General features: G+C 73.9%; 21 protein-coding genes and 2 pseudogenes. 15 read left to right on the forward strand and 8 right to left on the reverse strand.

The genetic code is table 11. The features are described 5' to 3' along the window. Positions 1 to 33 precede the first annotated feature (33 nt). From CG736_RS13630 to CG736_RS13640, 3 genes are all read right to left on the reverse strand, one after another. Entirely contained in the window at positions 34 to 2,229 is a 2,196-nt protein-coding gene (locus tag CG736_RS13630) for a M4 family metallopeptidase (protein WP_100586716.1), read from the reverse strand. A 474-nt stretch (positions 2,230 to 2,703) separates the two neighbouring features. Then, entirely contained in the window at positions 2,704 to 3,474 is a 771-nt protein-coding gene (locus CG736_RS13635) for a sigma 54 modulation/S30EA ribosomal C-terminal domain-containing protein (protein WP_043907762.1), read from the reverse strand. Between the two features lie 133 nt (positions 3,475 to 3,607). Then, on the reverse strand, positions 3,608 to 4,345 hold the full coding sequence (locus CG736_RS13640; RefSeq protein WP_100586717.1) for a DedA family protein: 738 nt from the start codon (positions 4,343 to 4,345) through the stop codon (positions 3,608 to 3,610). Positions 4,346 to 4,452: 107 nt separating this feature from the next. Here CG736_RS13640 and CG736_RS37670 point away from each other — a divergent pair. Continuing rightward, positions 4,453 to 4,983: pseudogene (locus CG736_RS37670) on the forward strand (TerD family protein); the annotation flags it as partial. A gap of 891 nt (positions 4,984 to 5,874) precedes the next feature. Continuing rightward, positions 5,875 to 6,633, forward strand: a pseudogene (locus CG736_RS37675) (VWA domain-containing protein); the annotation flags it as partial. A 7-nt stretch (positions 6,634 to 6,640) separates the two neighbouring features. On the opposite strand, the gene CG736_RS13650 reads toward CG736_RS37675, so the two are convergent. Further along, positions 6,641 to 7,249: a CBS domain-containing protein gene (locus CG736_RS13650; RefSeq protein WP_232733981.1), complete on the reverse strand. Its 609-nt coding sequence runs from the start codon at positions 7,247 to 7,249 to the stop codon at positions 6,641 to 6,643. Then, positions 7,246 to 7,767, reverse strand: coding sequence for a pyridoxamine 5'-phosphate oxidase family protein (locus CG736_RS13655; RefSeq protein ID WP_100586476.1), 522 nt, complete (start codon positions 7,765 to 7,767; stop codon positions 7,246 to 7,248). Before CG736_RS13655 ends, CG736_RS13650 begins: the two co-directional genes overlap by 4 nt. Positions 7,768 to 7,968: 201 nt before the next feature. On the opposite strand from CG736_RS13655, the gene CG736_RS13660 reads away from it, so the two are divergent. The 11 genes from CG736_RS13660 (at position 7,969) to CG736_RS13710 (ending at position 16,401) form a co-directional block, all read left to right on the forward strand. Beyond that, the gene (locus tag CG736_RS13660) at positions 7,969 to 9,564 is read left to right on the forward strand and encodes a M4 family metallopeptidase (protein ID WP_100586477.1); all 1,596 of its coding nucleotides are present in this window, start codon (positions 7,969 to 7,971) and stop codon (positions 9,562 to 9,564) included. A gap of 47 nt (positions 9,565 to 9,611) precedes the next feature. Then, positions 9,612 to 9,965 carry a zinc ribbon domain-containing protein YjdM gene (locus tag CG736_RS13665; protein WP_100586478.1) on the forward strand — a complete coding sequence of 118 codons (354 nt, stop codon included), beginning with the start codon at positions 9,612 to 9,614 and terminating at the stop codon, positions 9,963 to 9,965. Positions 9,966 to 10,074: 109 nt separating this feature from the next. Then, positions 10,075 to 10,443: a helix-turn-helix transcriptional regulator gene (locus tag CG736_RS13670; RefSeq protein ID WP_100586479.1), complete on the forward strand. Its 369-nt coding sequence runs from the start codon at positions 10,075 to 10,077 to the stop codon at positions 10,441 to 10,443. A 162-nt stretch (positions 10,444 to 10,605) separates the two neighbouring features. Further along, complete coding sequence (locus tag CG736_RS13675) at positions 10,606 to 10,809, forward strand: hypothetical protein (RefSeq protein WP_100586480.1); 204 nt, start codon at positions 10,606 to 10,608, stop codon at positions 10,807 to 10,809. 146 nt (positions 10,810 to 10,955) lie between these two features. After that, a complete protein-coding gene (locus CG736_RS13680) occupies positions 10,956 to 12,566 on the forward strand; it encodes a SulP family inorganic anion transporter (protein ID WP_232734002.1) in 1,611 nt (536 codons plus the stop codon). A 186-nt stretch (positions 12,567 to 12,752) separates the two neighbouring features. Next, positions 12,753 to 13,232: a fluoride efflux transporter CrcB gene (crcB, locus tag CG736_RS13685; protein WP_198520507.1), complete on the forward strand. Its 480-nt coding sequence runs from the start codon at positions 12,753 to 12,755 to the stop codon at positions 13,230 to 13,232. Beyond that, a complete protein-coding gene (locus tag CG736_RS13690) occupies positions 13,229 to 13,579 on the forward strand; it encodes a DUF190 domain-containing protein (protein ID WP_043907753.1) in 351 nt (116 codons plus the stop codon). The genes crcB (CG736_RS13685) and CG736_RS13690 overlap by 4 nt, the downstream gene beginning before the upstream one ends. Continuing rightward, a complete protein-coding gene (gene crcB, locus CG736_RS13695) occupies positions 13,576 to 13,950 on the forward strand; it encodes a fluoride efflux transporter CrcB (RefSeq protein WP_100586482.1) in 375 nt (124 codons plus the stop codon). The genes CG736_RS13690 and crcB (CG736_RS13695) overlap by 4 nt, the downstream gene beginning before the upstream one ends. A gap of 283 nt (positions 13,951 to 14,233) precedes the next feature. Then, entirely contained in the window at positions 14,234 to 15,433 is a 1,200-nt protein-coding gene (locus tag CG736_RS13700) for a cytochrome P450 (RefSeq protein ID WP_100586483.1), read from the forward strand. 47 nt (positions 15,434 to 15,480) lie between these two features. Beyond that, positions 15,481 to 15,678: a ferredoxin gene (locus CG736_RS13705; protein WP_043909247.1), complete on the forward strand. Its 198-nt coding sequence runs from the start codon at positions 15,481 to 15,483 to the stop codon at positions 15,676 to 15,678. 87 nt (positions 15,679 to 15,765) lie between these two features. Then, entirely contained in the window at positions 15,766 to 16,401 is a 636-nt protein-coding gene (locus CG736_RS13710) for an AAA family ATPase (RefSeq protein WP_100586484.1), read from the forward strand. A gap of 7 nt (positions 16,402 to 16,408) precedes the next feature. Here the strand turns inward: CG736_RS13710 and CG736_RS13715 are convergent, their stop codons facing one another. The 3 genes from CG736_RS13715 to CG736_RS13725 are packed head-to-tail and all read right to left on the reverse strand — an operon-like array spanning position 16,409 to position 18,856. Further along, positions 16,409 to 17,038 carry an MBL fold metallo-hydrolase gene (locus CG736_RS13715; protein WP_100586485.1) on the reverse strand — a complete coding sequence of 210 codons (630 nt, stop codon included), beginning with the start codon at positions 17,036 to 17,038 and terminating at the stop codon, positions 16,409 to 16,411. Beyond that, complete coding sequence (locus CG736_RS13720) at positions 17,038 to 18,123, reverse strand: S-(hydroxymethyl)mycothiol dehydrogenase (RefSeq protein ID WP_100586486.1); 1,086 nt, start codon at positions 18,121 to 18,123, stop codon at positions 17,038 to 17,040. The genes CG736_RS13715 and CG736_RS13720 overlap by 1 nt, the downstream gene beginning before the upstream one ends. A gap of 55 nt (positions 18,124 to 18,178) precedes the next feature. Next, positions 18,179 to 18,856, reverse strand: coding sequence for a phosphatase PAP2 family protein (locus CG736_RS13725; protein ID WP_100586487.1), 678 nt, complete (start codon positions 18,854 to 18,856; stop codon positions 18,179 to 18,181). A 145-nt stretch (positions 18,857 to 19,001) separates the two neighbouring features. On the opposite strand from CG736_RS13725, the gene CG736_RS13730 reads away from it, so the two are divergent. Next, entirely contained in the window at positions 19,002 to 20,123 is a 1,122-nt protein-coding gene (locus tag CG736_RS13730; protein WP_100586488.1) for a CdaR family transcriptional regulator, read from the forward strand. Positions 20,124 to 21,036: 913 nt separating this feature from the next. Then, on the forward strand, positions 21,037 to 22,137 hold the full coding sequence (locus tag CG736_RS13735) for a hypothetical protein (protein ID WP_100586489.1): 1,101 nt from the start codon (positions 21,037 to 21,039) through the stop codon (positions 22,135 to 22,137). Positions 22,138 to 22,268: the final 131 nt, after the last annotated feature.

Consider the following 22,268-nt stretch of genomic DNA (forward strand, 5'->3'; position numbering starts at 1 on the left):
CCTCGGCGCAGGGACGGTCGGCGCAGGGACGGATCAGAAGACGAGCTTCCAGCCGTCGATGTAGCCGCTGTCGCCCCGGTACATGTCCTGGACCTTCAGCCGCCAGGTTCCGTTGGCGGGCTGGGCGGAGGCGTCCACCGTGTAGGTCTCGAAGACGTTGTCGGCCGAGTCGCCGACGTTGCTCTTCTTCAGCGAGTACACCGTGCCGTTCGGGCCGACCAGGTCGATGACCAGGTCACCGCGCCAGGTGTGCTTGATGTCCACGGCCACCTTGAGGTCGCTCGGCGCCTGGCCGGCGAGCCGGTCGACGACGATGTCCGAGAAGACCGCGGCGCCTGCGTCCGGGATCGGCGTCCGGGTGGTGTTCTCGACGACGGCCCTGGCGACCTTCCAGGTGAACGTCGTGACGCTGTTGCTGTGGTGGGAGGCCTTGGCGTCGACGGTGACCGTGTAGGTGCCCGGCGTGGTCGGGGTGCCGGTGATGCGGCCGGTGACCGGGTGGAGCTTCAGGCCGTCGGGGAGACCGGTCGCGTGGAAGGTGAGCTGACCGGGGTTGAAGTTGATGGCGTGGAGCTGGAGTTCGGCGGGCACGTCGACCGCGGTGACCTGGGAGGCGACGGAGTCCAGCATGATGCCGTCGATGACGCGCGGACCGACGTTGATGGCGGCCCAGGCGTTGGCGGCGTTCATGTAGGTCGTGCTGGTCTGCCCGTACAGGTCGGCGGCGGCCTTCAGGGTGGCGACGCGGGCCGCGGCGTAGTTGGTGGAGGACGTCATGTACGTGGTGAGCGCCCGGTACCAGATCTTGGCGGCGGCGTCCCGGCCGATCCCGGTCACCGACAGGCCGTCGGAGGTCGGGGAGTCGTAGTTCACGCCGTTGACGGTCTTGGCGCCGCTGCCCTCGGAGGCCAGGTAGAACCAGTGGTTGGCCGGGCCGGAGGAGTAGTGGACGTCGATCGAGCCGAGGTCGGCGGACCAGGCGTCCCGGGAGCGGCCGTCCTTGGAGGGTTTGTCCATGTAGCGCAGCGGGGCGCCGGTGCCGTAGATGTCGATCTTCTCGCCGACCAGGTAGTCGCCCTTGTCCTGGGGGTTGCCGGCCCAGAACTCGATGGCGGACGCCATGATGTCGGAGGTGGCCTCGTTCAGGCCGCCGGACTCGCCGCTGTAGATCAGGTTCGCGGTGGCGGAGGTGACGCCGTGGGTCATCTCGTGGGCGCCGACGTCGATCGAGGTCAGCGGGTGGGTGTTGCCCGCGCCGTCGCCGTAGGTCATGCAGAAGCAGCTGTCGGACCAGAACGCGTTGACGTAGTTCTTGCCGTAGTGGACCCGGGTGTAGGCGCCGACGCCGTCGTCCTTGATGCCGTTGCGGCCGTGGACGTTCTTGTAGTAGTCCCAGGTGAGCTGGGCGCCGTAGGCGGCGTCCACGGCGGCGGTCTGCCGGTTGGCGACGGTGCCGTCGCCCCAGGTGTCCGTCGGGTTGGTGACCAGCGTGCGGGTGCCGCTGGTGCCGTTCAGGTCGTAGGTGCTGTGGCCGCCGCGGGTGTTGTCGGTCATCGCGAAGCCGCTGCCCGCCGCCGTGGTGCCGATGGTGACCTGGCCGGAGTACTGGCTGTTGCCGATGCCGGTCTCGATGCCCTGGTACTCGAAGAGCTTCTTGCCGGTGTTCGCGTCGGTGATGACGTGCAGCTCGGACGGCGTGCCGTCCTCCTGCGTGCCGGTGACGACCGTCTCCCAGGCCAGCGTGGGGGTGCCGGACGCCGCCCAGACCACCTTGCGGGCGTTGTCGGCCGCCGGCTCCTCGACCTGCGCGCCCTCGGCGCTGCCCAGCGCGAAGGTCCGCGCGGAGTCGGCGCTCTCCTTGGCGGTGGTGTCGACCGCGATGTCCGCCTCGGTGGCCTTGGTGACGCCCGAGGTGGAGCCGTCCGGGGCGGTGTGGACCACCAGGTCGCCGCCGAGGACCGGCAGCCCGGCGTAGGTGCGCTCGTAGCGGGTGTGCACGCTGCCGTCCGCGTCCTTCGTCACGGACTTGGCGATCAGCGCCTCCTCCGATCCCAGGCCCAGCGACCTCGCGGTCTCCGCCTTGGCCGCGTCCGCCACGGCCAGCAGCTCGCCGCGCTGGTCCGCCGACAGCTGCACCGGCAGCGCGCCCGCGACGGCCTGGACCTCGGCCGGGGCCTGCTCGGTGGTGTCGGCGGCGGCGACACCGGACGTCAGGGCGGCCGCGATCATCGCGGCGCCGGCGATCAGCGCGGTCGCGGTGACGGTCTTTCGGGAGGATCGAGTCACACGGAACTCCTTCTGCGACGGCCGCGTGGGTACGGCCGGAGTCAGCCGGGAGGGCAGGGATGGAGCCGCCCGGTAGAGCTGGTGGTTCGAACGGGTCGGACGGTGCCCGACGGGTCGCCGCACCGTCGTGGTGCACGTGCGTCTGCCAGGGCCTGTGCGGCGATGGGACGGTACAGTGCCAGCTTTGTTGGGGACGCGTCACCCATGCGGCAAGAAGTTGGCCGAAATACTTCGTTGTCGACGTAATGTCGAGGCAATCGGCCGTCAGTGGGCAGGTAATGAGCCAAAAAAGCGGGAGCCGGGGACGGCCCCACACCGTCCCCGACTCCTCTTCCCGCGCTCCCGGACGGGCCCCACACCCGCCGGGAGCTCTTCCCGCCTCCGGACAGACCCCCACGCCTGCCGAAGGCTCGACCGCTACGCGGCGGGCGTGATCAGCCCGTAGTGCCCGTCGTAACGGTGGTACATGACGTTGCCGCGGCCGGTCGCGGCATCGGTGTAGAACACGAACGGCAGGCCACTCAGGTCCAGTCGGGCCCGCGCCTGGTCGCCCGTCAGGCAGGGCACCGTCAGCCGGCTGGTCACCAGGCCCGGCACCGGCGCCGGCAGCGGGCCGGTCGAGGCCAGCCGGTAGCCGCCCGCCGCGCCCCGGTAGACCAGGCTGTCGCAACCGCTCCCGGCGTCCGTGAACAACTGGAAGTCGTAGTCCATCGCCTCCAGTTCGAACACCGCGTCCAGCGGGCCCAGCCGCGCCGCGCTGTAGCTGCGGTGCCGCACCAGCCGACGCTCCTCCGGCGCGCGGTGGTGGCGCTGCGGGCGGTGCTCCGGGTCCAGGCCGTCCGCCCAGCCGAGCGGCGTACGGGTCGGGCGGCGGTGGTGGCGCAGCCGGGCGATCCGCGACACCAGCCGGTCCTGGAGCAGGTCGACCGCCTCGCGCATGGTGGCCGCCGCGACGTGCGCCCGCACCGGACGCCCGTTGACGTCCACGGTGGCCTGGGCGCGCGAGGGCCGGGCCATCGCGTGGTTGGGCTCCTGCACCAGCCGCACCCGGACTCCGAGCACCGGCTCGTCCAACCGGTCCAGCACGGCCGCGATCTTCACCCGCGCATAGTCGGGGGCGCCGGCCGAAACCTCGCCGCGGGTCTCCACCAGCACCTCGGCGACACTACGGGTCTGCAGACGGTTCATCAGAAACTCCTTTCCCGATGACTCCAGCCTGCTCCCTCGCCCCGGCCGCGCAGAGGGCCGAACGGTCCACCTCCGGGAGCCGACGGGCCCTGCCGGGAGCGGGACGGTCGGCCACCGCGCGCCCGACGGGTCGTCAGTCCTGCTTCGGCCCCCGGTCGTCGCGGCCCTCGCCACTGTCCTCGTCACTGCTCTCGTCGGGGCGGTCGTCAGGGCCGTCGGCGCGGGTGTCGGCAGGGCTGTCGGCACGGCTTTCACGGCTCTCACGGCGGGCCTCGCGGCGGTGCGCGCGCACCCGCCACACCACCAGGGCCACGACCACCACCGCCGCCACCGCGACCGCCAGCGAACGCCCCACCGTGCCCTCCACCCGGGAGTACGCCGAACCCGCGAAGTAGCCGAGCAGCGTGAACCCCACCCCCCAGAGCACCCCGCCGATCGCGTTGAACAGCAGGAACCGGGGGTACGGCATCCGCGACACCCCCGCCAGTGCCGGCATCAACGCCCGGAAGAACGCCACGAACCGTCCCAGCAGCACCGCGACCGGACCCCGACGGCGGATCAGGTCCTGCGCCCCCTCGACCCGGTCCGCGTGCTTGCGCAGCGTCTTCGTCCGCAGCACCGCCGGACCCAACCGGCGCCCCACCTCGTACCCCGTCGAATCGCCGAGGACCGCCGCGGACACCACCACCAGCACCATCCAGCCCAGCGACACCTTGCCCTGGTGCGCCAGCAGCCCGCCCAGCACCGCGGCCGTCTCGCCCGGCAGCACGAACCCGAAGAACAACGCGTCCTCGGCGAACACCAGGGCCCCCACCACCGCGTACACCACCGGCCCGGAGAGCCCGCGCAGCCAGTCGGTGACCGCGTGCACCAGGACCACCTCGCTCCCGGCTCGCCCACGGTCCGGCCCCCACCGTAGCGCCGCGCCCGCCGCCGCCCGCAGAACCTGCCTCCCGGGGGGCGCGTCGCACGCCCCCGATGGGCGAGACTGTGGCGGTGACCGCGAGATCCCTGGCCAAAGGCAGCAACCTCCCGATCGACGTGCCCGCCGTGCACGCCGACCTCACCTGGACACCCGCACCCGGCGTCCCCGACCTCAGCGCGGCCGCCCTGCTGCTCACCGCCGACGGACAGGCCCGCGACGCGAGCGACCTGATCCGGCGTCACCGACCCACCCACCGCTCCGGCGCGGTCCTGCACCGCGGCCGCACCGGCGGCGCCGAGGCCCCCGTCGAACGGATCGAGGCCGACCTCGCGGCGCTCGACGTCCGCGACGCCGCCGTCCAGCGCGTCCTGCTGCTCGCCGCCACCGGCGACGACGGCACCTTCGGCCGGGTCCCCGACCTGACCCTGCTGATCTCCGACGCCCGCACCGGCCTGCCGCTCGCCCGCTTCGTCATCGAGGCCGGCCGGGAGACCGCGCTCATCGGCGGCGAGCTCTACCGCCGGGGCGGCCAGTGGAAGTTCCGCGCCGTCGCCCAGGGCTGGGCCAACGGCCTGAACGGCGTGGCCGCCGCGTACGGCTTCGACCTGCCGGCGGAGGGGGATGCGGACGCGGACGTGGACATGGACGTGGACGTGGCCGACGGGCAGGTGCCTGCGCTGGGTGCGGAGTCGGCGTCGGCGCCCGTGCCCGGGCCGCGTGCGGCGGCAGAACCTGTGCCCACCGCGGTGCCGACGCCCGAGCCGGCGGCGGACGCCACGGGCGGGCTCGCGGTGCGGCACCCAGTGGAAGCGGCTGAGTCGGAGTCGGCGAGCGGGCACGGTTCGGTGCCGGAGCCCGCGCGGCATGCGGCGGAAGAAGCCGGCCCGGCGTCGGAGCGCGGGCACGCCTCTGTGTCGCAGCCCGCGCCGGAGCCGACGGCGGATGTCACCGGCGGGTTCGGGGTGCGGCACTCGGTGGGAGGGGCTGGGCCGACCAGCGGGCACGCCTCCGTGCCGGAGCCCGCGCGGCGTGCGGCGGAAGAGGCGTTGCCCGTCACCGAGTTGGAGTCGGCGCCCGAGTTCGGGCCCGGGCCCGGGCCGGACGCCACTCGTGAGTTGAGGCTGCGCCCGGCGTCGCTGCCGGAGCCCCGGCCCGAGCCGGCGACCGTCCCGCAGCCCGCCCTCGGGCTGCGCCCGGCGGCGGAGCCCGTTCCCGAGCCGGTGCCAGTGCCGGAGCCCGGGCGCGAGCCCGGACCGGTGCCGGTGGCGGGGCTCGGGCCGGACGCCACCCGTGAGCTCAGGCTGCGCCCGGCGGACTCGCGGCCCGAGTCCCGGTCCGTCGTGCCCGCGCCGGTGCCGGGGCCGGTCGAAGTGCCGCCGCCGACGGTCACCCAGCCGCTGTCCTCCCCGCACCCGTCGGCGTCCCCGGCCGTCCCGCCGCGGCCCGCGCACGCGCCGGACTTCGCCGCCGCTGCCGAGGAACACCTCCCCGTCGACATGCGCAAGCGCCTCTCGTTGCGCAAGCAGCAGGTCGCCGTCAGCCTGCGCAAGCACGGCGCGCAGGGGGTGGTGGCGCGGATCCTGCTGGTGCTGGACGCGTCGGGGTCGATGGCGGGGCTGTACGGCCGGGGCGTGGTCGCGGACGTGGTGGAGCGGATGGCCGCCGTGGCCGCGCAGTTGGACGACGACGGCACGATGCAGGCGTGGACGTTCGCCACCAAGCCCGCCCGGCTGCCGGACCTGAGCCTGCCGGGGTTGCCGGAGTGGCTGCGGCTGCACGTGCGGCCGGGCGAGGCGAACATGAGCCTCTTCGGGCGTCGCCGGGTGCGGCCGCCGCTGCCGGACGGGCGGGTGGACATGAGGGCGGTCGGCATCCAGAACGAGGAGCAGAAGGTGATCGCCGAGGTGCGCGCGTTCGTGCACGCGCACCCGTCGCCGCTGCCCACCCTGGTGCTGTTCTTCTCCGACGGCGGCGTCTACCGCAACTCGGAGATCGAGGCGCAGTTGCGGGCGGCCGTGGAGGAGCCGATCTTCTGGCAGTTCGTCGGCCTGGGGCACTCCAACTACGGCGTGCTGGAGTACTTCGACCAGCTGCCGGGCCGCCGGGTCGACAACGTCGGCTTCTTCGCGGTGGACGACATCAGCACGCTGCCGGACCCGGAGCTGTACGACCGGCTGCTGTCCGAGTTCCCGCAGTGGATCGCGGCCGCCCGCCGCATCGGGATCCTGGGCTGACGTAGCGTCAGGCGGCGTGCGTGGTGCGGTCGGTGACCGACACCACGCCGTCGACGGCGGCGCAGAGTTCGCGCAGGGTGCGGGCGGGGCAGTGCGGGGCGGTGGTGCCGCTGAGGGTGACCTCGCCCTGGACGACGTCGACGGCGATCAGCGCGGGGCTGGCGCCTTCGACGGTGGTGAGGACCTCCTCGACGATCTCGCGGCGGATCGCCCGGTCCTCGCGGAGGAAGACCCGCAGCAGGTCGCCGCGGCTGACGGTGCCGATCAGGCGGCCGTCGGCGGGCGAGACCACGGGCAGGCGTTTGACCCGCCGACGGGTCATCAGGCGGGCGGCGGCGACCACCGTGGAGTCGGGGGTGGTGCACACCGCTGGGGAGGTCATCAGGTCGGCGGCGGTGGTGCCGGTGCCGCGCAGGTGCACGGGCGCGGGCAGCATGGACGCCGGGTCGTACTGGGCCAGTTGGGTGCGCAGCAGGTCCGCCTCGGAGACCACGCCGAGCGGCCGGTGGTCGGTGTCGACCACCGGCACGGCGGTAATGTCGTACTCGGCGAGCAGCGCGACGATCTCGCGGAAGCCCGTACCGGGGCTGACGGTGACCACGTGACGGGTCATCATCGCTCCGACGGTGCAGTGCCGCATCGCCCTTCGCCTCCTCGGTCGGTGCCGGACCGGTGCCGACGTTCCCACTCTGCGGGGCGGGCGGCGTCGGGCGCGAGGGCCGGAGGTCCCGGTCGGCGGGGCCGGTCGGCGGGCCGGGGCGGCAGGAGTCTCAGCCCGGACACCCATTCCGGGCGGATCCGCACGGACACCGAGGGCGGCCCGGTCGCCGCGGCCGGGTGCACGGCGTCGGCGTGGCCGAGCACGGTGACCGTCCAGCCGCTGCCGTCGGTCGGGTCGACCTGGTCGGCCTGGAAGGCGACCACGGTGCCGGTCACGGCGCGCAGCAGTTCCTCGTCGGGCTGGTCGACCTGCACGCTTCCGCCGTCCACCAGGCGGTAGCGGACGGGCAGCACGGCGGGCAGGGCGTGCCGGGTGTAGACGAGCCGGCCGACCGAGTGACGGGCCATCAGGCGCAGGCACTGGCCGGGGTCGAGGGAGATGCCGTCGGGGGAGGGGGCGGGTTCGCGGGTCATGCTCCGATCCTGCGCGTCGCGTCCGCGCGGCGGGAGGGCCGTTGGTCGTTCCCGTGCCGGTCGAGCGGCCCCCCCGAACGGCGGGGGTGAGGGTGCTGGGATACGAACCGATTACTTTCATTTACTGTTCATAGAACTGTTTGCGTGTTCACCGACAGGCTGTCAGTCGGCCAGCCCCCAGCTACCCGACTGGAGTCACGAGTGAGCCCCTCCTCCTCCGCACGCCGCCGCACCCTCACCGCCGGCGCCCTCGCCGCGAGCGCCGCCCTGCTCGTCGCCGCCGTCCAGGTCGACACCGCCTCCGCCGCCCCCGGCCGCGACGCGGCGATCGCCCGCGCGGAGGCGAACGTCGCGCACCACGCCGACCTGTTCGGCTTCGGCGCCGGCCAGGGCCTGAAGGTCAAGGACGTGATCATCGACGCGAACGGCGCCCAGCACGTTCGCTTTGACCGCACCTACCAGGGCCTGCCGGTGGTCGGCGGTGACCTGGTGGTCCACCAGGACGCCCGGGGCAAGCTCGCCGACTCCTCCCGCGCCAAGGGCCACAACCCGGCGGTGAAGTCCGTGGTGCCGTCCGTCTCCCCGCAGCACGGCGCCGCCGCCGCGCTCGGCCAGGCCCAGGGCATATCCGGCGCCACCGCCACCCCCGAACTGGTCGTCTGGGCCGCCGACGGCGCCGCCCGCCTCGCCTGGCAGACCACCGTCAGCGGCGAGGGCAAGCAGGGCCAGCCGACCGGCCGGGTCGTCGTCACCGACGCCACCACCGGTGAGGCGATCGAGAGTTGGGACTCCGAGCAGTCCGTCGCCGGCACCGGCCACTCCGAGTACACCGGCGACGTCCGGATCGACACCACCCAGCAGGCCGACGGCAGCTACGCGCTGATCGACCCGGTGCGCGGCCACTCCACCCGGGACGCCAGGAACCTCGGCTCCAGCAGCGTCAAGGCCACCTCCGGCAACCTGGTCACCGACGCCGACAACGTGTGGGGCGACGGCCGGAAGTTCTCCACCGACCGGACCACCGCCGCCGTCGACGCCCACGCCAACACCGCCTGGACGTACGACTACTACCTCAACACCTTCGGCCGCAAGGGCATCAAGAACGACGGCCGCGGCGCCACCGTGTTCGTCCACGTCGGCACCAACTGGGACAACGCCCAGTGGGTCGACAGCTGCTTCTGCATGATGACCGGCGACGGCGACGGCACCACCGACCCCGAGCAGGTCGACCTCGACACCATGGGCCACGAGATGACCCACGGTGTCACCAGCGCCACCGCCAACCTGCGCTACAGCGGCGAGTCCGGCGGCCTCAACGAGGCCACCAGCGACATCTTCGGCACCATGGTCGAGTGGTACGCCAACAACGCCGTCGACACCCCCGACTATCTGTTCAGCGACCAGTCCACCCCGCCGTGGCTGCGCCGCTTCGACAAGCCCTCGCTGGACGGCCGCTCCGCCGACTGCTGGAGCAAGTCGGTCGCCAAGCTGGACGTGCACTACTCCTCCGGCGTCGCCAACCACTGGTTCTACCTGGCCAGCGAGGGCAGCGGCAGCAAGACCGTCAACGGCTATACCTACAACAGCCCGACCTGCAACAACTCCACCGTCACCGGCGTCGGCAACCAGAAGGTCGCCGCCATCTGGTACCGGGCGCTGACCGTCTACATGACCTCCACCACCAACTACGCCGGCGCCCGCACCGCCACCCTGAACGCCGCCCGCGACCTGTACGGGGCCGGCTCGGCCGAGTACGCGACGGTCGCCGCCGCGTGGAGCGCGGTCAGCGTCAACTGATCGTTCAGGCGTCCGGATAGCGGCCGATCGGCCGCTATCCTGGCCCGATGAGCGACAACCTTCCCCCCTGCCCCAGCTGCGCCGGCCAGTACACCTACGAGATGGACGCCCTGATGGTCTGCCCCGAGTGCGGCCACGAGTGGGCGCCCGCGGAGGAGAACGCGGCGCAGTCGGCGGGGGAGCGGGAGATCCGGGACGCCGTCGGCAACGTGCTGGCCGACGGCGACACCGTCACCGTGATCAAGGCCCTGAAGGTCAAGGGCAACGCCTCCGGCATCAAGGCCGGCACCAAGGTGCGCAACATCCGGCTGGTCGACGGCGTCGACGGCCACGACATCGACTGCCGGATCGACGGCTTCGGCGCCATGCAGCTCAAGTCCAGCGTGGTCAAGAAGGCCTGACAGCCGCTCTTCGTGCCCCCCGGCTCGTGCCGGGGGGCACGAGCGGTTGTTAGGGTCGGCGCGACGCCCCCGTGCCCTTTCGGGCCTTGAACGAGACGGTGACGACCACGTGAACGCCGAGAACCCGCAGTCGCCACCGGTGGCCAGCGTCCCGCTGTACCAGCTGAAGGCGGAGTTCTTCAAAACGCTCGGGCACCCGGTGCGGATCCGGGTGCTGGAGCTGCTCAGCACCCGCGACCACGCCGTCGCCGAGATGCTGCCCGAGGTCGGCGTGGAGCCGGCCAACCTGTCCCAGCAGCTGGCCGTGCTGCGCCGGGCCAAGCTGGTGCACGCCCGCCGCGAGGGCTCCACCGTGGTGTACACGCTGGCCAGCGGCGAGGTCGCCGACCTGCTGCGGGTCGCCCGTTCCATCCTCGGCTCGCTGATCACCGACCAGGCCGGCCTGCTCGCCGACCTGCGGGCCGCCGACAACGGCTGACGCTCCGTCACTTCCCCTGCCCCGCCCGCGAAGGCCTCGCTGCGCCCGGGACATGCAGACATTGCGACTTGCGAAATTCTTCAAGTCGATACATTCTGATCGGGTGCCCGGCCGGTCCGTCCTGCCCGGCCGCCTGCGCGCCGACACTGGAGAGGGGCCGACGTGACCGAGGTGTTCGAGCAGGAGCTCCGCGAGCAACTCGCCCTCGCCCGACGGGCGTTGCGCGAGGCGCGGGACGCCGAGGACGACCACGGCGCGCAGGCTCACGCGGGCCGGATCGCCGGGCTGCTGCGGATCGCGGAGCAGCACGGCATCGCCGTCCCGTCCCGGTCCGGAACAGAGCCGGAACCCCAGAAAGAGAGCTGAACCGTGCCCGCGTCGCAGTGCCACGCCCAGGCGGAGGTCCCTGATCCGCTCGCCACGATCCGATGCGGCGGGGCGGCGTGAACGGCGCGGGTGCGATCGGCCGGCGGCTGCGGGCGGTGCTGCCCGACCGCCGGACACTGGCCACCATGCGGCGGGACCCGCGGCGGGACCTGCTCGCCGGACTGACGGTGGCCGTCGTGGCGCTGCCGCTCGCCCTGGGCTTCGGCGTCTCCTCCGGGGCGGGCGCGGCGGCGGGCCTGGCCACCGCCGTGGTCGCGGGTGCGATCGCCGCCGTGTTCGGCGGCTCCGGCCTCCAGGTCACCGGCCCGACCGGTGCGATGACCGTGGTGCTGGTGCCGATCGTCGCCCGCTACGGCACCGGCGGGGTGCTGACCGTCGGCCTGCTCGCCGGCCTGCTGCTGGTGCTGCTGGCGCTCGCCGGGGCCGGCCGGTGGATGGCGTACGTGCCGGTGCCGGTGATCGAGGGGTTCACGGTCGGCATCGCCGGCGTGATCGGCCTCCAGCAGGTGCCCGGCGCGCTCGGCGTGGCCAAACCGGACGGCGAGAACCCGGCGGTGGTCGCCGCCCGCGCCGTCTCCGCGTTCGCGTCCTCCCCGCACTGGGCGGCGGTGCTGCTCGCGGCGGGCGTCGCCGCGCTGATGCTGATCGGCGGACGGCTGCGGCCCGGAGTGCCGTTCTCGCTGATCGCCGTGGTCGCCGCCACCGTGCTCGCCAAGGCCGTCGACCTGCCGGTCGCCGTCATCGGCCACCTGCCGTCCGGACTGCCCAGCCCCTCGCTGGGCTTCCTCGACCTGTCCGCGGTGCCCGCGCTGCTGCCGTCCGCGCTGGCGGTCGCCGCGCTCGGTGCGCTGGAGTCGCTGATGTCGGCGACCGCCGCCGACGCGATGACCGCGAACGACCCCCGCCGGGGCGGTGAACGGCACGACAGCGACCGGGAGTTGTTCGGCCAGGGCCTGGCCAACCTGATCGCCCCGCTGTTCGGCGGCGTCGCCGCGACCGGCGCGATCGCCCGCACCGCCGTCAACGTGCGCAGCGGCGCGGTCTCCCGACTGGCCGCGCTGGTGCACGCCGCCGTGCTGGCCGTGGTGGTGTTCGCCGCCGCGCCGCTGGTCGCCGACATCCCGCTGGCCGCGCTGGCCGGCGTGCTGATCGCCACCGCCGTGCGCATGGTGCAGGCCGGGGCGCTGCGCGCGCTGGCCCGCACCGGGCGTGGCGAGGCCGCCGTGCTGGCGGCGACCGCCGCCGCCACCCTCGCCTTCGACCTGGTCACCGCCGTCGCGGTCGGCCTGCTGCTGGCCGGCGTGCTCGCGCTCCGCGCCGTCGCCCGGGCCGCCCGGCTGGAGCGCCTGCCGGTGTCCGAGCAGGACCATGCGGGCGGCCGGATCGCCGCCTACCGGCTGCACGGCCCGCTGCTGTTCGCCGCCGCGCACCGCCTGCGGCTCGAACTGACCGCCGCCGACCACGCCGAGGTGGTGATCCTGCGGATGTCGCGCGTCACCGCGATCGACGCCAGCGGCGCGACCGTCCTCGGCGAGGCCCTCGCCGACCTGCACCGCCGCGGCATCCGGGTCCTGCTCTCCGGGGTGCACCCCGAACACCGCCGGCCCCTGGACGCACTCGGCGTGCTCGACGAACTCCAGGCCCAGGGGCGACTGTTCGCCACCACACCGGAAGCCCTGGCGTACGCCCGCGACACCCTGCCGGCCGTCCCGGCGCCCGCCGTCGGGACACGCTGAGCCGTCCCTGCTGCCGAGGGCGGCCCGCCCGGCCGGTAGAGTGGCGCAAGTGCCACCTTCCGAGGGGGCGCGACGGCGGTGGGGCTCGCCGGACCTGAACCGCGGCGAGTCGCCGCCAACGGTCCCTACTTGTACAGGACGCGCCCGGATCCTTCGGGCGCCGTGCGAGTGGGAGACGTGGTGCACGTGGAGAGTTCCCGGTCGGCGACGGCCGGCGCCGTCGAATCCGGGACCGAGGCGCGCCCGGCGCGCCGTCGCGGGCCGGACCGTGAACTGGCGTCCGTGCTCGGCGTGGTGGCCGTCGGCGGCGTGCTCGGCGCCTGCGCCCGGTACGCGATCGCGCTCGAATGGCCGACGGCGGCGGACGGCTTCCCCTGGGCGACGCTGGTGATCAACGTGGCGGGCTGCGCGGTGATCGGGGCGTTCCTGACGGTGCTCACCGAGGCCTGGCGCGCGCACCGGCTGGTGCGGCCGTTCTTCGGCACCGGCGTGCTCGGCGGATTCACCACCTTCTCCACCTACGCGGTCGACGTCCAGCGACTGATGCTGGCCGGCCGCGCCCCGGCGGCCCTGGGCTACCTGGCCGCCACCCTGCTCGCCGCGCTGGTCGCGGTCTGGGCCGGCGCGGCCGCCGCCCGCCGGGTGATCGGACGGAGGACGCGATGACCGCACGGACCGAACGGGCGCTGCGGATGACGGTGCTGGCCGGCGAGGACCAGCACTGGCACCACCGCCCGCTGTACGCGGAGATCGTGCACCGCGCGCACGCCGCCCGGCTGGCCGGCGCCAGCGTGTTCCGCGGCATCGAGGGCTTCGGCGCGTCCGCGCTGGTGCACACCTCCCGGCTGCTGTCGGTCGGCGACGACCTGCCGGTGGCGGTCGTGGTGGTGGACCGCGAGGAGCGGATCCGGGCGTTCCTGCCGCAACTGGACGACCTGCTCGACCGGTGCCTGGTGACGCTCGACGCGTGCGAGGTGCTCCGACCCGCCGACGCCCCCGGGGAGGCGGAGTGAACTGGCTGCTGGTGATCGTCGGCGCGGCGGTCGGCGCGCCGCTGCGCTACCTGACCGACCGGGCGGTGCAGGCCCGGCACGACACGGTCTTCCCGTGGGGAACGTTCGCCGTCAACGTGTCCGGCTCCCTGGTGCTCGGCCTGCTGACCGGCGCGGTCGCCGCCGGCGCGGCCTCCTCGCAGCTCCAACTGCTGCTCGGCACCGGCTTCTGCGGGGCGCTGACCACGTACTCGACGTTCTCCTGGGAGACGTTGCGGCTGGCCGAGAGCGGGGCCCGGTTCTACGCGGGGGTGAACGCGGCGGGCAGCGTGGTGGCCGGGCTGGGCTCGGCGTTCACCGGGTGGGCGATCGCCCAGGCGCTGTGGGTGTGAGGCCGTGGCCCGTTCTCGATCGGCCGCAAGGATGAGCCGTCGGCCGTGACGGACCCGGACGCGGCTGGTGGGCGGGGTTCCCGGTTCGGGGGCGAACGCATGCGCGTCGCCGGAATCCGGACAGAATTCACGATCCGGCCAGGATCACCTTCCCGTGGCCACGGACCGCGAGTTAGCGTGACCGTGAGTTAGTTGCCCGAGGCACTCAACAGCTCGGGCCGCGCAGTCGCAAGGTTCGCCCGCCGACGCCTCCGCCGGCCGAGCTCCGGGAAGGGACCACCAGATGGCCACCGCCGCGCAAACCTCTCCCACCAGCCACCCCGCCCCGCGCGGGACCTGCCCGTTCGCGCCGCCGCCCGCCTACGAGCAGGCCCGGCACGACGAGCCGATCAGCCGGGTCGGCCTGTACGACGGCGCCTCGTGCTGGCTGATCACCCGGCACGAGGACGTCCGCGCCGTCCTCGCCGACAACCGGTTCAGCTCCGACCCCGAAAACCCGGGCTTCCCGTTCCTCACCGAGGCCTCCCGCCAGCTCCTCACCGTCAAGCCCACCTTCATCCGGCTGGACGACCCCGAGCACGGCCGGCTGCGCCGCATGCTCACCGGCGACTTCACCATGCGCCGCACCGCCTCGCTGCGCCCCGAGATCCAGCGGATCACCGACGAACTGATCGACCGGATGATCGACGGGCGCCACCAGGCCGACCTGGTCAACGAGTTCGCGCTGCCGCTGCCGTCCCTGGTGATCTGCCTGCTGCTCGGCGTCCCCTACCAGGACCACGACTTCTTCCAGGAGTGCAGCCGCACCCTGCTGCACCGCGGCTCCACCACCGAAGAGGTCGTCGACGCCAACACCCGGCTCACCGAGTACATCGACGCGCTGACCGCGTCCAAGCGCGACAACCCCGACGACGGCATCCTCAGCCGCCTGGTCGCCCGCGGCGAACTGGAGATCGAGGACATCGGCGCGATGGGCCGGCTGCTGCTGATAGCCGGGCACGAGACCACCGCCAACATGACGGCGCTGTCGATCCTCGCCCTGCTGCGCAACCCCGAGCAGCTCGCCCACCTGCGCGCCCACCCCGAGGCCACGCCCGCCGCGGTCGAGGAACTCCTGCGCTACCTCAGCATCGTGCAGAACGGCCTGGTCCGGGTCGCCGTCGAGGACGCCGAGATCGGCGGCACCACGATCCGGGCCGGTGAGGGCGTCATCCTCCAGGTCAACACCGCCAACTGGGACGACGGCCGCTACCCCGGCGCCGACACCCTCGACCTCACCCGCGACACCCGCCACCACCTCGCCTTCGGCTTCGGCGTCCACCAGTGCCTCGGCCAGCCGCTCGCCCGGCTGGAGCTGGAGATCGCCCTGGAGACCCTGCTGCGCCGACTCCCCGAACTGCGGCTCGCCGTGCCGTTCGAGGACGTCCCGTTCCGGAGCGACATGCTGATCTACGGTGTCCACGAGCTCCAGGTCGCCTGGTGACCGCCGCCCCGCCGACCCGCCCGGGCGACCTCGCGAAAGAAGGAACCGTGACCGTCACCGTCGACCAGGACCGCTGCTGCGGCGCCGGGCAGTGCGTCCGCAACGCCCCCGAGGTGTTCGACCAGCGCGAGGAGGACGGCGTCGTGCTGCTGCTCGACGCCCGCCCGCCCGCCGAGCTGCGCTCCGCCGTCGAGGACGCCGTCGCGTCCTGCCCCGCCGGCGCCATCCGGGTCACCGACAGCTGACCCGAACACCCCGCCCCGCTATGCTGCCGAACCGTCCCGCCGTGGCCCGCGGCGGGACGGCCGTCGTCACAGCAGGGGGAGCACACCGTGGAAGCCGCCGGCGAACTCGCCCCGCAGGGCGTCACCGACCTGCGCGGCCGGCCCGGCCCGCCGCTGACCGTCCGTTACGGGCCCCACGCCGCCGTGGTGGTGGCCGGACTGCCCGGCAGCGGCAAGAGCACCCTGCTGCACCGCTGGGACGCCCACGCCCCCGTCCTCGACCCGCGCACCAGCCGCCTGGCCGCGCAGGCCGCGATGCCCGCCCGGCTCCCGTACCCCGTCTACCGGCCCGTCGTGCGGACCCTGCACCTGCTGCGCATCCGCGCCGCGCTGCGCGGCCCCGGGCCGCTGCTGGTGCACGACTGCGGCAGCCGCCGCTGGCTGCGCCGCACCCTCGCGCACTGGGCCCGCCGGTACGGGCGGGAACTGCACGTGGTGCTGCTCGCCGTCCACCCCGACCAGGCGCTGGCCGGTCAGCACGCCCGCGCCCGCACCGCCGCCCCGGGCACCTTCCGCCGCCACGTGCGCGGCCTGGCCGCCCTGGTGGCGGCCGTCGACCACCAGGGCCTGGCGGCGTTCCCCGGCGCGACGTCGGTGCTGCTCGCCGACACGACCTCGCGGGAACGGCTGGCGGCCGTCCGCTTCGCCGCCCCGGACGGGACGTCGGGGACGGCGAAGGGCTGACGGCCGGTCAGTGGCCGCGGGCGATCCACTCGGCCAGGTGCGGGGCCTCCGCGCCGACGGTCGTCGAGTCGCCGTGGCCGGTGCGCACCACCGTCTCGGCCGGGAGCGTCAGCAGGCGCTCGCGGATCGAGTCGACGATGGTCGGGAAGTCGGAGAACGACCGCCCGGTGGCGCCCGGCCCGCCGGCGAACAGGGTGTCGCCGGTGAACACGGTGCCGAGCTCCGGCGCGTACAGGCTGACCGCGCCCGGGCTGTGGCCCGGCGTGTGCAGCACCGTCAGCGTGGTGCCGGCGACGGTCAGTTGCTGACCGTCGGCGAGCGCGCCGTCGGGCTTCCGGTCCGGGTGGGTCTGCTGCCACAGCACCTGGTCGTCGGGGTGCAGCAGGATCGGCGCGCCCGTGCGGGCGGCCAGCTCCGGCGCGGCGTCGATGTGGTCGTTGTGCGCGTGGGTGGAGACGATCGCCACCAGCGTGCGCCCGGCCACCGCCGCGGCGATCGCGTCCGCGTCGTGCGCGGCGTCGATCACCACCACCTCGTGGTCGTCGCCGACCAGCCACACGTTGTTGTCGACCTGCCAGGTGCCGCCGTCCAGGCTGAACTCGCCCGCGGTGACCAGGTGTTCGATCCGGGCCGCCATCAGAGGACCACCACCGAGCGCAGCACCTCGCCGCGGTGCATCCGGGCGAACGCCTCCTCGACGCCGTCCAGCGCAATGGTCTCGCTGACGAACGCGTCCAGGTCGAGCCGGCCCTGCAGGTACAGGTCGATCAGCATCGGGAAGTCCCGCTCCGGCAGGCAGTCGCCGTACCAGGACGACTTGAGCGCGCCACCGCGGCCGAACACGTCCAGCAGCGGCAGTTCGAGGGTCATCTCCGGCGTCGGCACGCCGACCAGCACCACGGTGCCCGCCAGGTCGCGGGCGTAGAACGCCTGCTTGTACGTCTCCGGGCGGCCGACCGCGTCGATCACCACGTCCGCGCCGTTGCCGCCGGTCAGCTCCCGGATCGCCTCGACGGCGTCGGTCTCCCGCGAGTTCACGGTGTGGGTGGCGCCCAGGCCGCGGGCGGTGACCAGCTTGCGCTCGTCCACGTCCACCGCGATGATCCGCGACGCGCCCGCCAGCCGGGCGCCCATCACCGCGGCGTTGCCGACGCCGCCGCAGCCGATCACCGCGACGCTGTCGCCGCGGCCCACCTGGCCGGTGTTGATCGCCGCACCCAGGCCCGCCATCACACCGCAGCCCAGCAGGCCCGCCGCGGCCGGCGCGGCCGCCGGGTCCACCTTGGTGCACTGGCCCGCCGCGACCAGGGTCTTCTCGGCGAACGCGCCGATGCCCAGGGCCGGCGACAGCTCGGTGCCGTCCTCCAGGGTCATCTTCTGCTTCGCGTTGTGGGTGGCGAAGCAGTACTGCGGCCGGCCCCGCCGACACGAGCGGCAACGGCCGCACACCGCACGCCAGTTGAGGATCACGAAGTCACCGGGGACGACATTGTCGACGCCCTCGCCGACGGCCTCCACCACACCCGCGGCCTCGTGGCCCAGCAGGAACGGGAACTCGTCGTTGATCCCGCCCTCCCGGTAGTGCAGGTCGGTGTGGCACACGCCGCACGCCTGCACCTTCACCACCGCCTCGCCCGGACCCGGATCGGGCACCACGATCGGCACCACCTCCACCGGCGCGCCCTTCGCCCGAGCGATCACACCCCGCACAACCTGAGCCATCCCGAAAACCCTTCTTGATATACGGCAATTCGTGGCGCGGACGCGCCCCTGCCGGTCAATCCCGGCGCCCGCCGGGTCGACGTTCCAGCAGTACAGCGCCACTGTCCCGGCCCTGACACACCAGCAGCGTACCCAGCGCCAGCCACCCTGCGGCCAGCAGCCAGCCGCCCAGCACATCCAGTGCCCAATGCACCCCCAAGTACACCCGGCTCGCACCGACCGCCGCCGCGAACACCACCGCGCACACCGCGGCGAGGCGCGCCGCACCCGGACGGGCCAGCGCCACCGCCAACGCCAGCAGCCCCGCCCCGGCCGCTGCCGTGAACGCGTGCCCCGACGGGAAGGAGAACCCCGAGGCGTGCACCGCCCGCGCCGCCAGCGGCGGCCGGGGCCGGCCGAAGCCGTGCATCAGCAGCTGACGCAGCCCCTGACCCAGCAACAGCCACACCGTCGGCGCGAACAGCACCACCGCCACCGGCCCCCGCACCCGCCGCACCGCGAGCGCCCCGGCCGCCAACGCCATCAGATACGGCAACGGCGCCGACCCGCAGGCCGTCACCACCGTCGCCGCCGTCACCGCGACGTCCGGCCGATGCGCCACGCACCAGTCCAGCACGGCCTGTTCGAACCCGAACGCCGCCCACCCCTGCGCGGCCAGCGCCAGCGCCACCACCCCGAACGCCGCCCAACAGCCGATCAGCGCCCACCTGGGGCCCGTCGAGCCAGCCGTCATGGCGGAGAACCTCCCGAGATCACGGCGACGCACCGTCACGCGCCGCACCCGCCATCGTACGGGCCCGAACAACACCGGACGCCGGGACCGGCCCGCCGGCCGCTAGGATGCGGCGATTTCGAACGGCAGGTGAAAGGGCGTCAAGATGGCCGAGCAGACGGTGCCCGAGCAGAGCGTGGTCGGGGAACTCGGCGACCGGTACGTCGGGCTGCTCGCCGAAGTCTCCCGCTCCGGGCGACGCCTGAGCCGGGCCGAGGTCGAATCCCTGCGCGCCCTCGGCGAACGCTGCGCCGAGAACGGACAGGGCCTGCGCGACGTCGTCGCCCGGTGCATGGGCGCCGGCCGCCGCGCCTGGGCCACCCTCCCCGGGATCGCCGGCGCCGGCACCGTCAGCGAACTGCGCCAGGTCGGCGAAGCACTGCTGATCGCCGCCGAGACCGCGCTCGCCGCCCTCGGCGAGGGCCATGAACGAGCCCAGCGGCTGGCCGTCCGTCAGGAGGAAGCGGCCCGCCGCGAATTCATCGACGACCTGCTGTACGGCCGCAGCGACCTCGGCACCCTCGCCGAACGCGCCGAACGCTTCGGCCTGCGCCTCGCCCGCACCCACGCCGTCGCCGTCGCCGTCGCCGAACGGCCCTACGGCCACGTCGACCCCGTGGTGCGTCGCGTGGAACGGGAACTGACCGGGCGTTTCGGCGAACGCGACGTCCTGCTCGCCACCAAGGACGGCCGACTCGTGTGCGTCGCCCCCGAGAGCGAACAGGCCGTCCTCGACGCCTTCGCCCGACTCGCCCTCCGCCCCGGCCCCGGCTACCCGCCCGCCCGGCGGGTCGCCACCGGCCGCCGCCACTCGGGGGCCGGCGGTGTCGTGCGCAGCTACGAGGAAGCCCTCGACGCGCTCGACTTCGCGGAGCGCCTCGACCTGCCCGCCGAACTGCTGAAGGCCGAGGAGCTCCTGGTCTTCCCGGTCCTGATGCGCGACCGCGCCGCGATGGCGGACCTGGTCCGCACCGTCCTCGGCCCCCTCGCCGCCGCCCGCGGCGGGGCCGGCCCCCTCCTCGACACCATCGCCGTCCAGGCCGAAGCCGGCTACGTCAACGCCGAAGCCGCCCGCCGCCTCGGCGTCAGCGTCCGCACCCTCGGCTACCGCGCCGAACGCATCAAAGCCCTCACCGGCTACGACCCGGCGGACGCGCTCCACCGCTACACCCTGGAAACGGCCGCGATGGGCGCCCGCCTGCTGGGCTGGCCGCGACAGGCCCTTTAGCGGAAGAGCTGACGGCTGCGAACCGGGGAGAGCACCACCAGGGGCGCGGGGCACTGCGCGAGGGGAACGGCGCTCGTCGGAAAGATCGCGACGCGGGACATCGGCCTGCACGTGATCGCCGCCCTGCGGACGGGTGTGCGTGCTTGCCGCGCAGTTCTCCCCAGGCCCTGGCGGGCCGGGAGGAGCCCCCACCCGCCCCTGTCCTCGCGCCCGCCCGTGTTCGCATCCGAGCCTCCCCGCACGGGTGCAGAGTTCGGACGTCAAGAGGCCGACAAGATTGCCGGATCCTGGCAATGTGCGGACCGGCCCCGAGCTGTCACGATCTTCCTGTCGCCGGGAGACCGGCGCAGCCGGGTCGGCGGGAATCGGGGGATTCGTTCCGCAGGCCCTGGGTGTCGGCGCCCCGGATCCGGGGGGGTGGGGGTGGTCGGCGCCCGAGGGGGGAGACGGGGGGAAGGGCGCCGCCTTTTTCGGACGGGGCGAGCGGGGCAGACGGGGGTCACGGCCCCGACGGCCCCCTTCGAAGAAGGCGGCGGATCCCTCCCGGCGAACACCCGGCCGGCCGGGGCCGGTGGGACGTCCGGTAGCTCCGGCCCCATGGGAACGGGGACGGCTCAGCCGCCCCGGGTGTCGGCCGCGCCTACGCCAGGACCGGTAGCCGACGCTCCGTCGGTCGACGGACCGGCTGTCGTCCGAACGGCCGCCGGGGGTGGCCGGAGGTACGGGTTCGTGCCAGGAGGGTGGGTGTCGATCGGGGTCCCGCCTAGCATGTGTGGCCACCGGACTGCCGTGCCCGCGTCGCGTGTCCTCCGTGCACGGTCTGTCGTGTCAGGGGCCGCCGTGCCCTGTCCCGGGCGCCCCGGGAGGGGTGCGCCGCCGTGCCTGTCCTCACTGCCCTGGGGGTTGACCGCCCATGCACACCGGATCCGACCGACCGTCCGCCCGTCCCGTCCGGGCCGCGCTGCTGGCGCTGGCCCTGCTGGCCGCGCTGCTCGTGGCTGCCGTGCCGACCGCCGGCCCCGCGCGGGCCGCGGTTCCCGACCGCTGGGGCTTCGCGTTCGTCGACAACCCGACGCCGCCGCCCGGCTACGTTCCCGATCCGTCGCGCCAGTGGGGCAGTTGGGCCTCCCCGGCGAGCAACCCCGTCACCGTCGACCGGACCGGTCCCGGCAGCTACGTGGTGCACTTCCCGCTGATCGCGGGCCCCGGCGGCGTCGCGCACGTCACGGCCGTCAACCGCAGCGGCACCTGGTGCCAGCTGGCCGGTTGGGGGGCCGTCAGCAGTGGCATCGACGTGAGGGTGGCCTGCTACCGGCGCGGTGGCGCACCCGACAACTCGCCGTTCACCGTGCTGTACACCAGCAGCAGCGGGGGTCCCGTGCCGGGCGACTACGCCTACCTGGACTCCGCCGCGAGCGGCGCGCCGATCGACCAGTACAACTCCGCCGGGGGCGGCAACGTCTCCAGCCACGGGTCCACCGGCCTCTGGACGGTCCGGCTGCCCGGCGTCGGCTCCGCCCCCAACGTCGGCAACGTCGAGGTCACCGCCGTCGACCCGACGCAGGGCGCCCGCTGCAAGGTGGCCGAATGGGTGCCGTCCGACGGCGGGCAGAACATCGCGGTCCTCTGCTTCGACGCGTCCAACGCGCCCTACGACACCGAATGGACGCTCAGCTACTCCGCCGAGCGGGCCGTGCACGGCCCCGCGGTCCCGCCGCAGTCCTTCGGCTACCTCTGGTACGACGGCTCGGTGCCGTCCGGCACCAACTACAACTCGGTGGCCGGGAGCAACACGCTGGCCGTCGGCGTCCCCTCCACCGTCACCCTGCCCGGCGTCGCCGTCCCGGCCGACCACGCCCAGGTCACGGCGTTCGGCGGCGGCGCCGGCTGGTGCCAGCTCGCCCTGCCGTGGGCCCGCAGCGCCGGCGCCGTCGAGCTGTACCCGATCTGCTTCAGCCCCGGCGGGTCGCCCGTGACCGCACCGTTCCTGACGGCGTACACCTCCGCGTTCTGACGTTCTGTCACCCCGCGCGCCCTGCGCACCCCCGCGCGCCCCGCCTCCGGGTCCCCGGAGGCGGGGTCGGATGTGACCGCGAGCCGTTTCGTAACCGTACGGAGTCAGGGGATTACTGATAGAGATGGCGG

The organism is Kitasatospora sp. CB02891 (genome assembly GCF_002803145.1).
GTDB classification, from domain to species: Bacteria; Actinomycetota; Actinomycetes; order Streptomycetales; family Streptomycetaceae; genus Kitasatospora; species Kitasatospora griseola.

Bases quoted from the DNA above. Each gene is read 5' to 3' on its own strand.
- CG736_RS13630 (WP_100586716.1), bottom strand. From the start codon at position 2,229: ATGATCGCGGCCGCCCTGACGTCCGGTGTCGCCGCCGCCGACACCACC.
- CG736_RS13635 (WP_043907762.1), bottom strand. From the start codon at position 3,474: ATGAACCGTCTGCAGACCCGTAGTGTCGCCGAGGTGCTGGTGGAGACC.
- CG736_RS13650 (WP_232733981.1), bottom strand. From the start codon at position 7,249: ATGATGACCCGTCACGTGGTCACCGTCAGCCCCGGTACGGGCTTCCGC.
- CG736_RS13655 (WP_100586476.1), bottom strand. From the start codon at position 7,767: ATGACCCGCGAACCCGCCCCCTCCCCCGACGGCATCTCCCTCGACCCC.
- CG736_RS13665 (WP_100586478.1), top strand. From the start codon at position 9,612: ATGAGCGACAACCTTCCCCCCTGCCCCAGCTGCGCCGGCCAGTACACC.
- CG736_RS13680 (WP_232734002.1), top strand. From the start codon at position 10,956: ATGCGGCGGGACCCGCGGCGGGACCTGCTCGCCGGACTGACGGTGGCC.
- CG736_RS13690 (WP_043907753.1), top strand. From the start codon at position 13,229: ATGACCGCACGGACCGAACGGGCGCTGCGGATGACGGTGCTGGCCGGC.
- CG736_RS13700 (WP_100586483.1), top strand. From the start codon at position 14,234: ATGGCCACCGCCGCGCAAACCTCTCCCACCAGCCACCCCGCCCCGCGC.
- CG736_RS13715 (WP_100586485.1), bottom strand. From the start codon at position 17,038: ATGGCGGCCCGGATCGAACACCTGGTCACCGCGGGCGAGTTCAGCCTG.
- CG736_RS13720 (WP_100586486.1), bottom strand. From the start codon at position 18,123: ATGGCTCAGGTTGTGCGGGGTGTGATCGCTCGGGCGAAGGGCGCGCCG.
- CG736_RS13725 (WP_100586487.1), bottom strand. From the start codon at position 18,856: ATGACGGCTGGCTCGACGGGCCCCAGGTGGGCGCTGATCGGCTGTTGG.
- CG736_RS13730 (WP_100586488.1), top strand. From the start codon at position 19,002: ATGGCCGAGCAGACGGTGCCCGAGCAGAGCGTGGTCGGGGAACTCGGC.
- CG736_RS13735 (WP_100586489.1), top strand. From the start codon at position 21,037: ATGCACACCGGATCCGACCGACCGTCCGCCCGTCCCGTCCGGGCCGCG.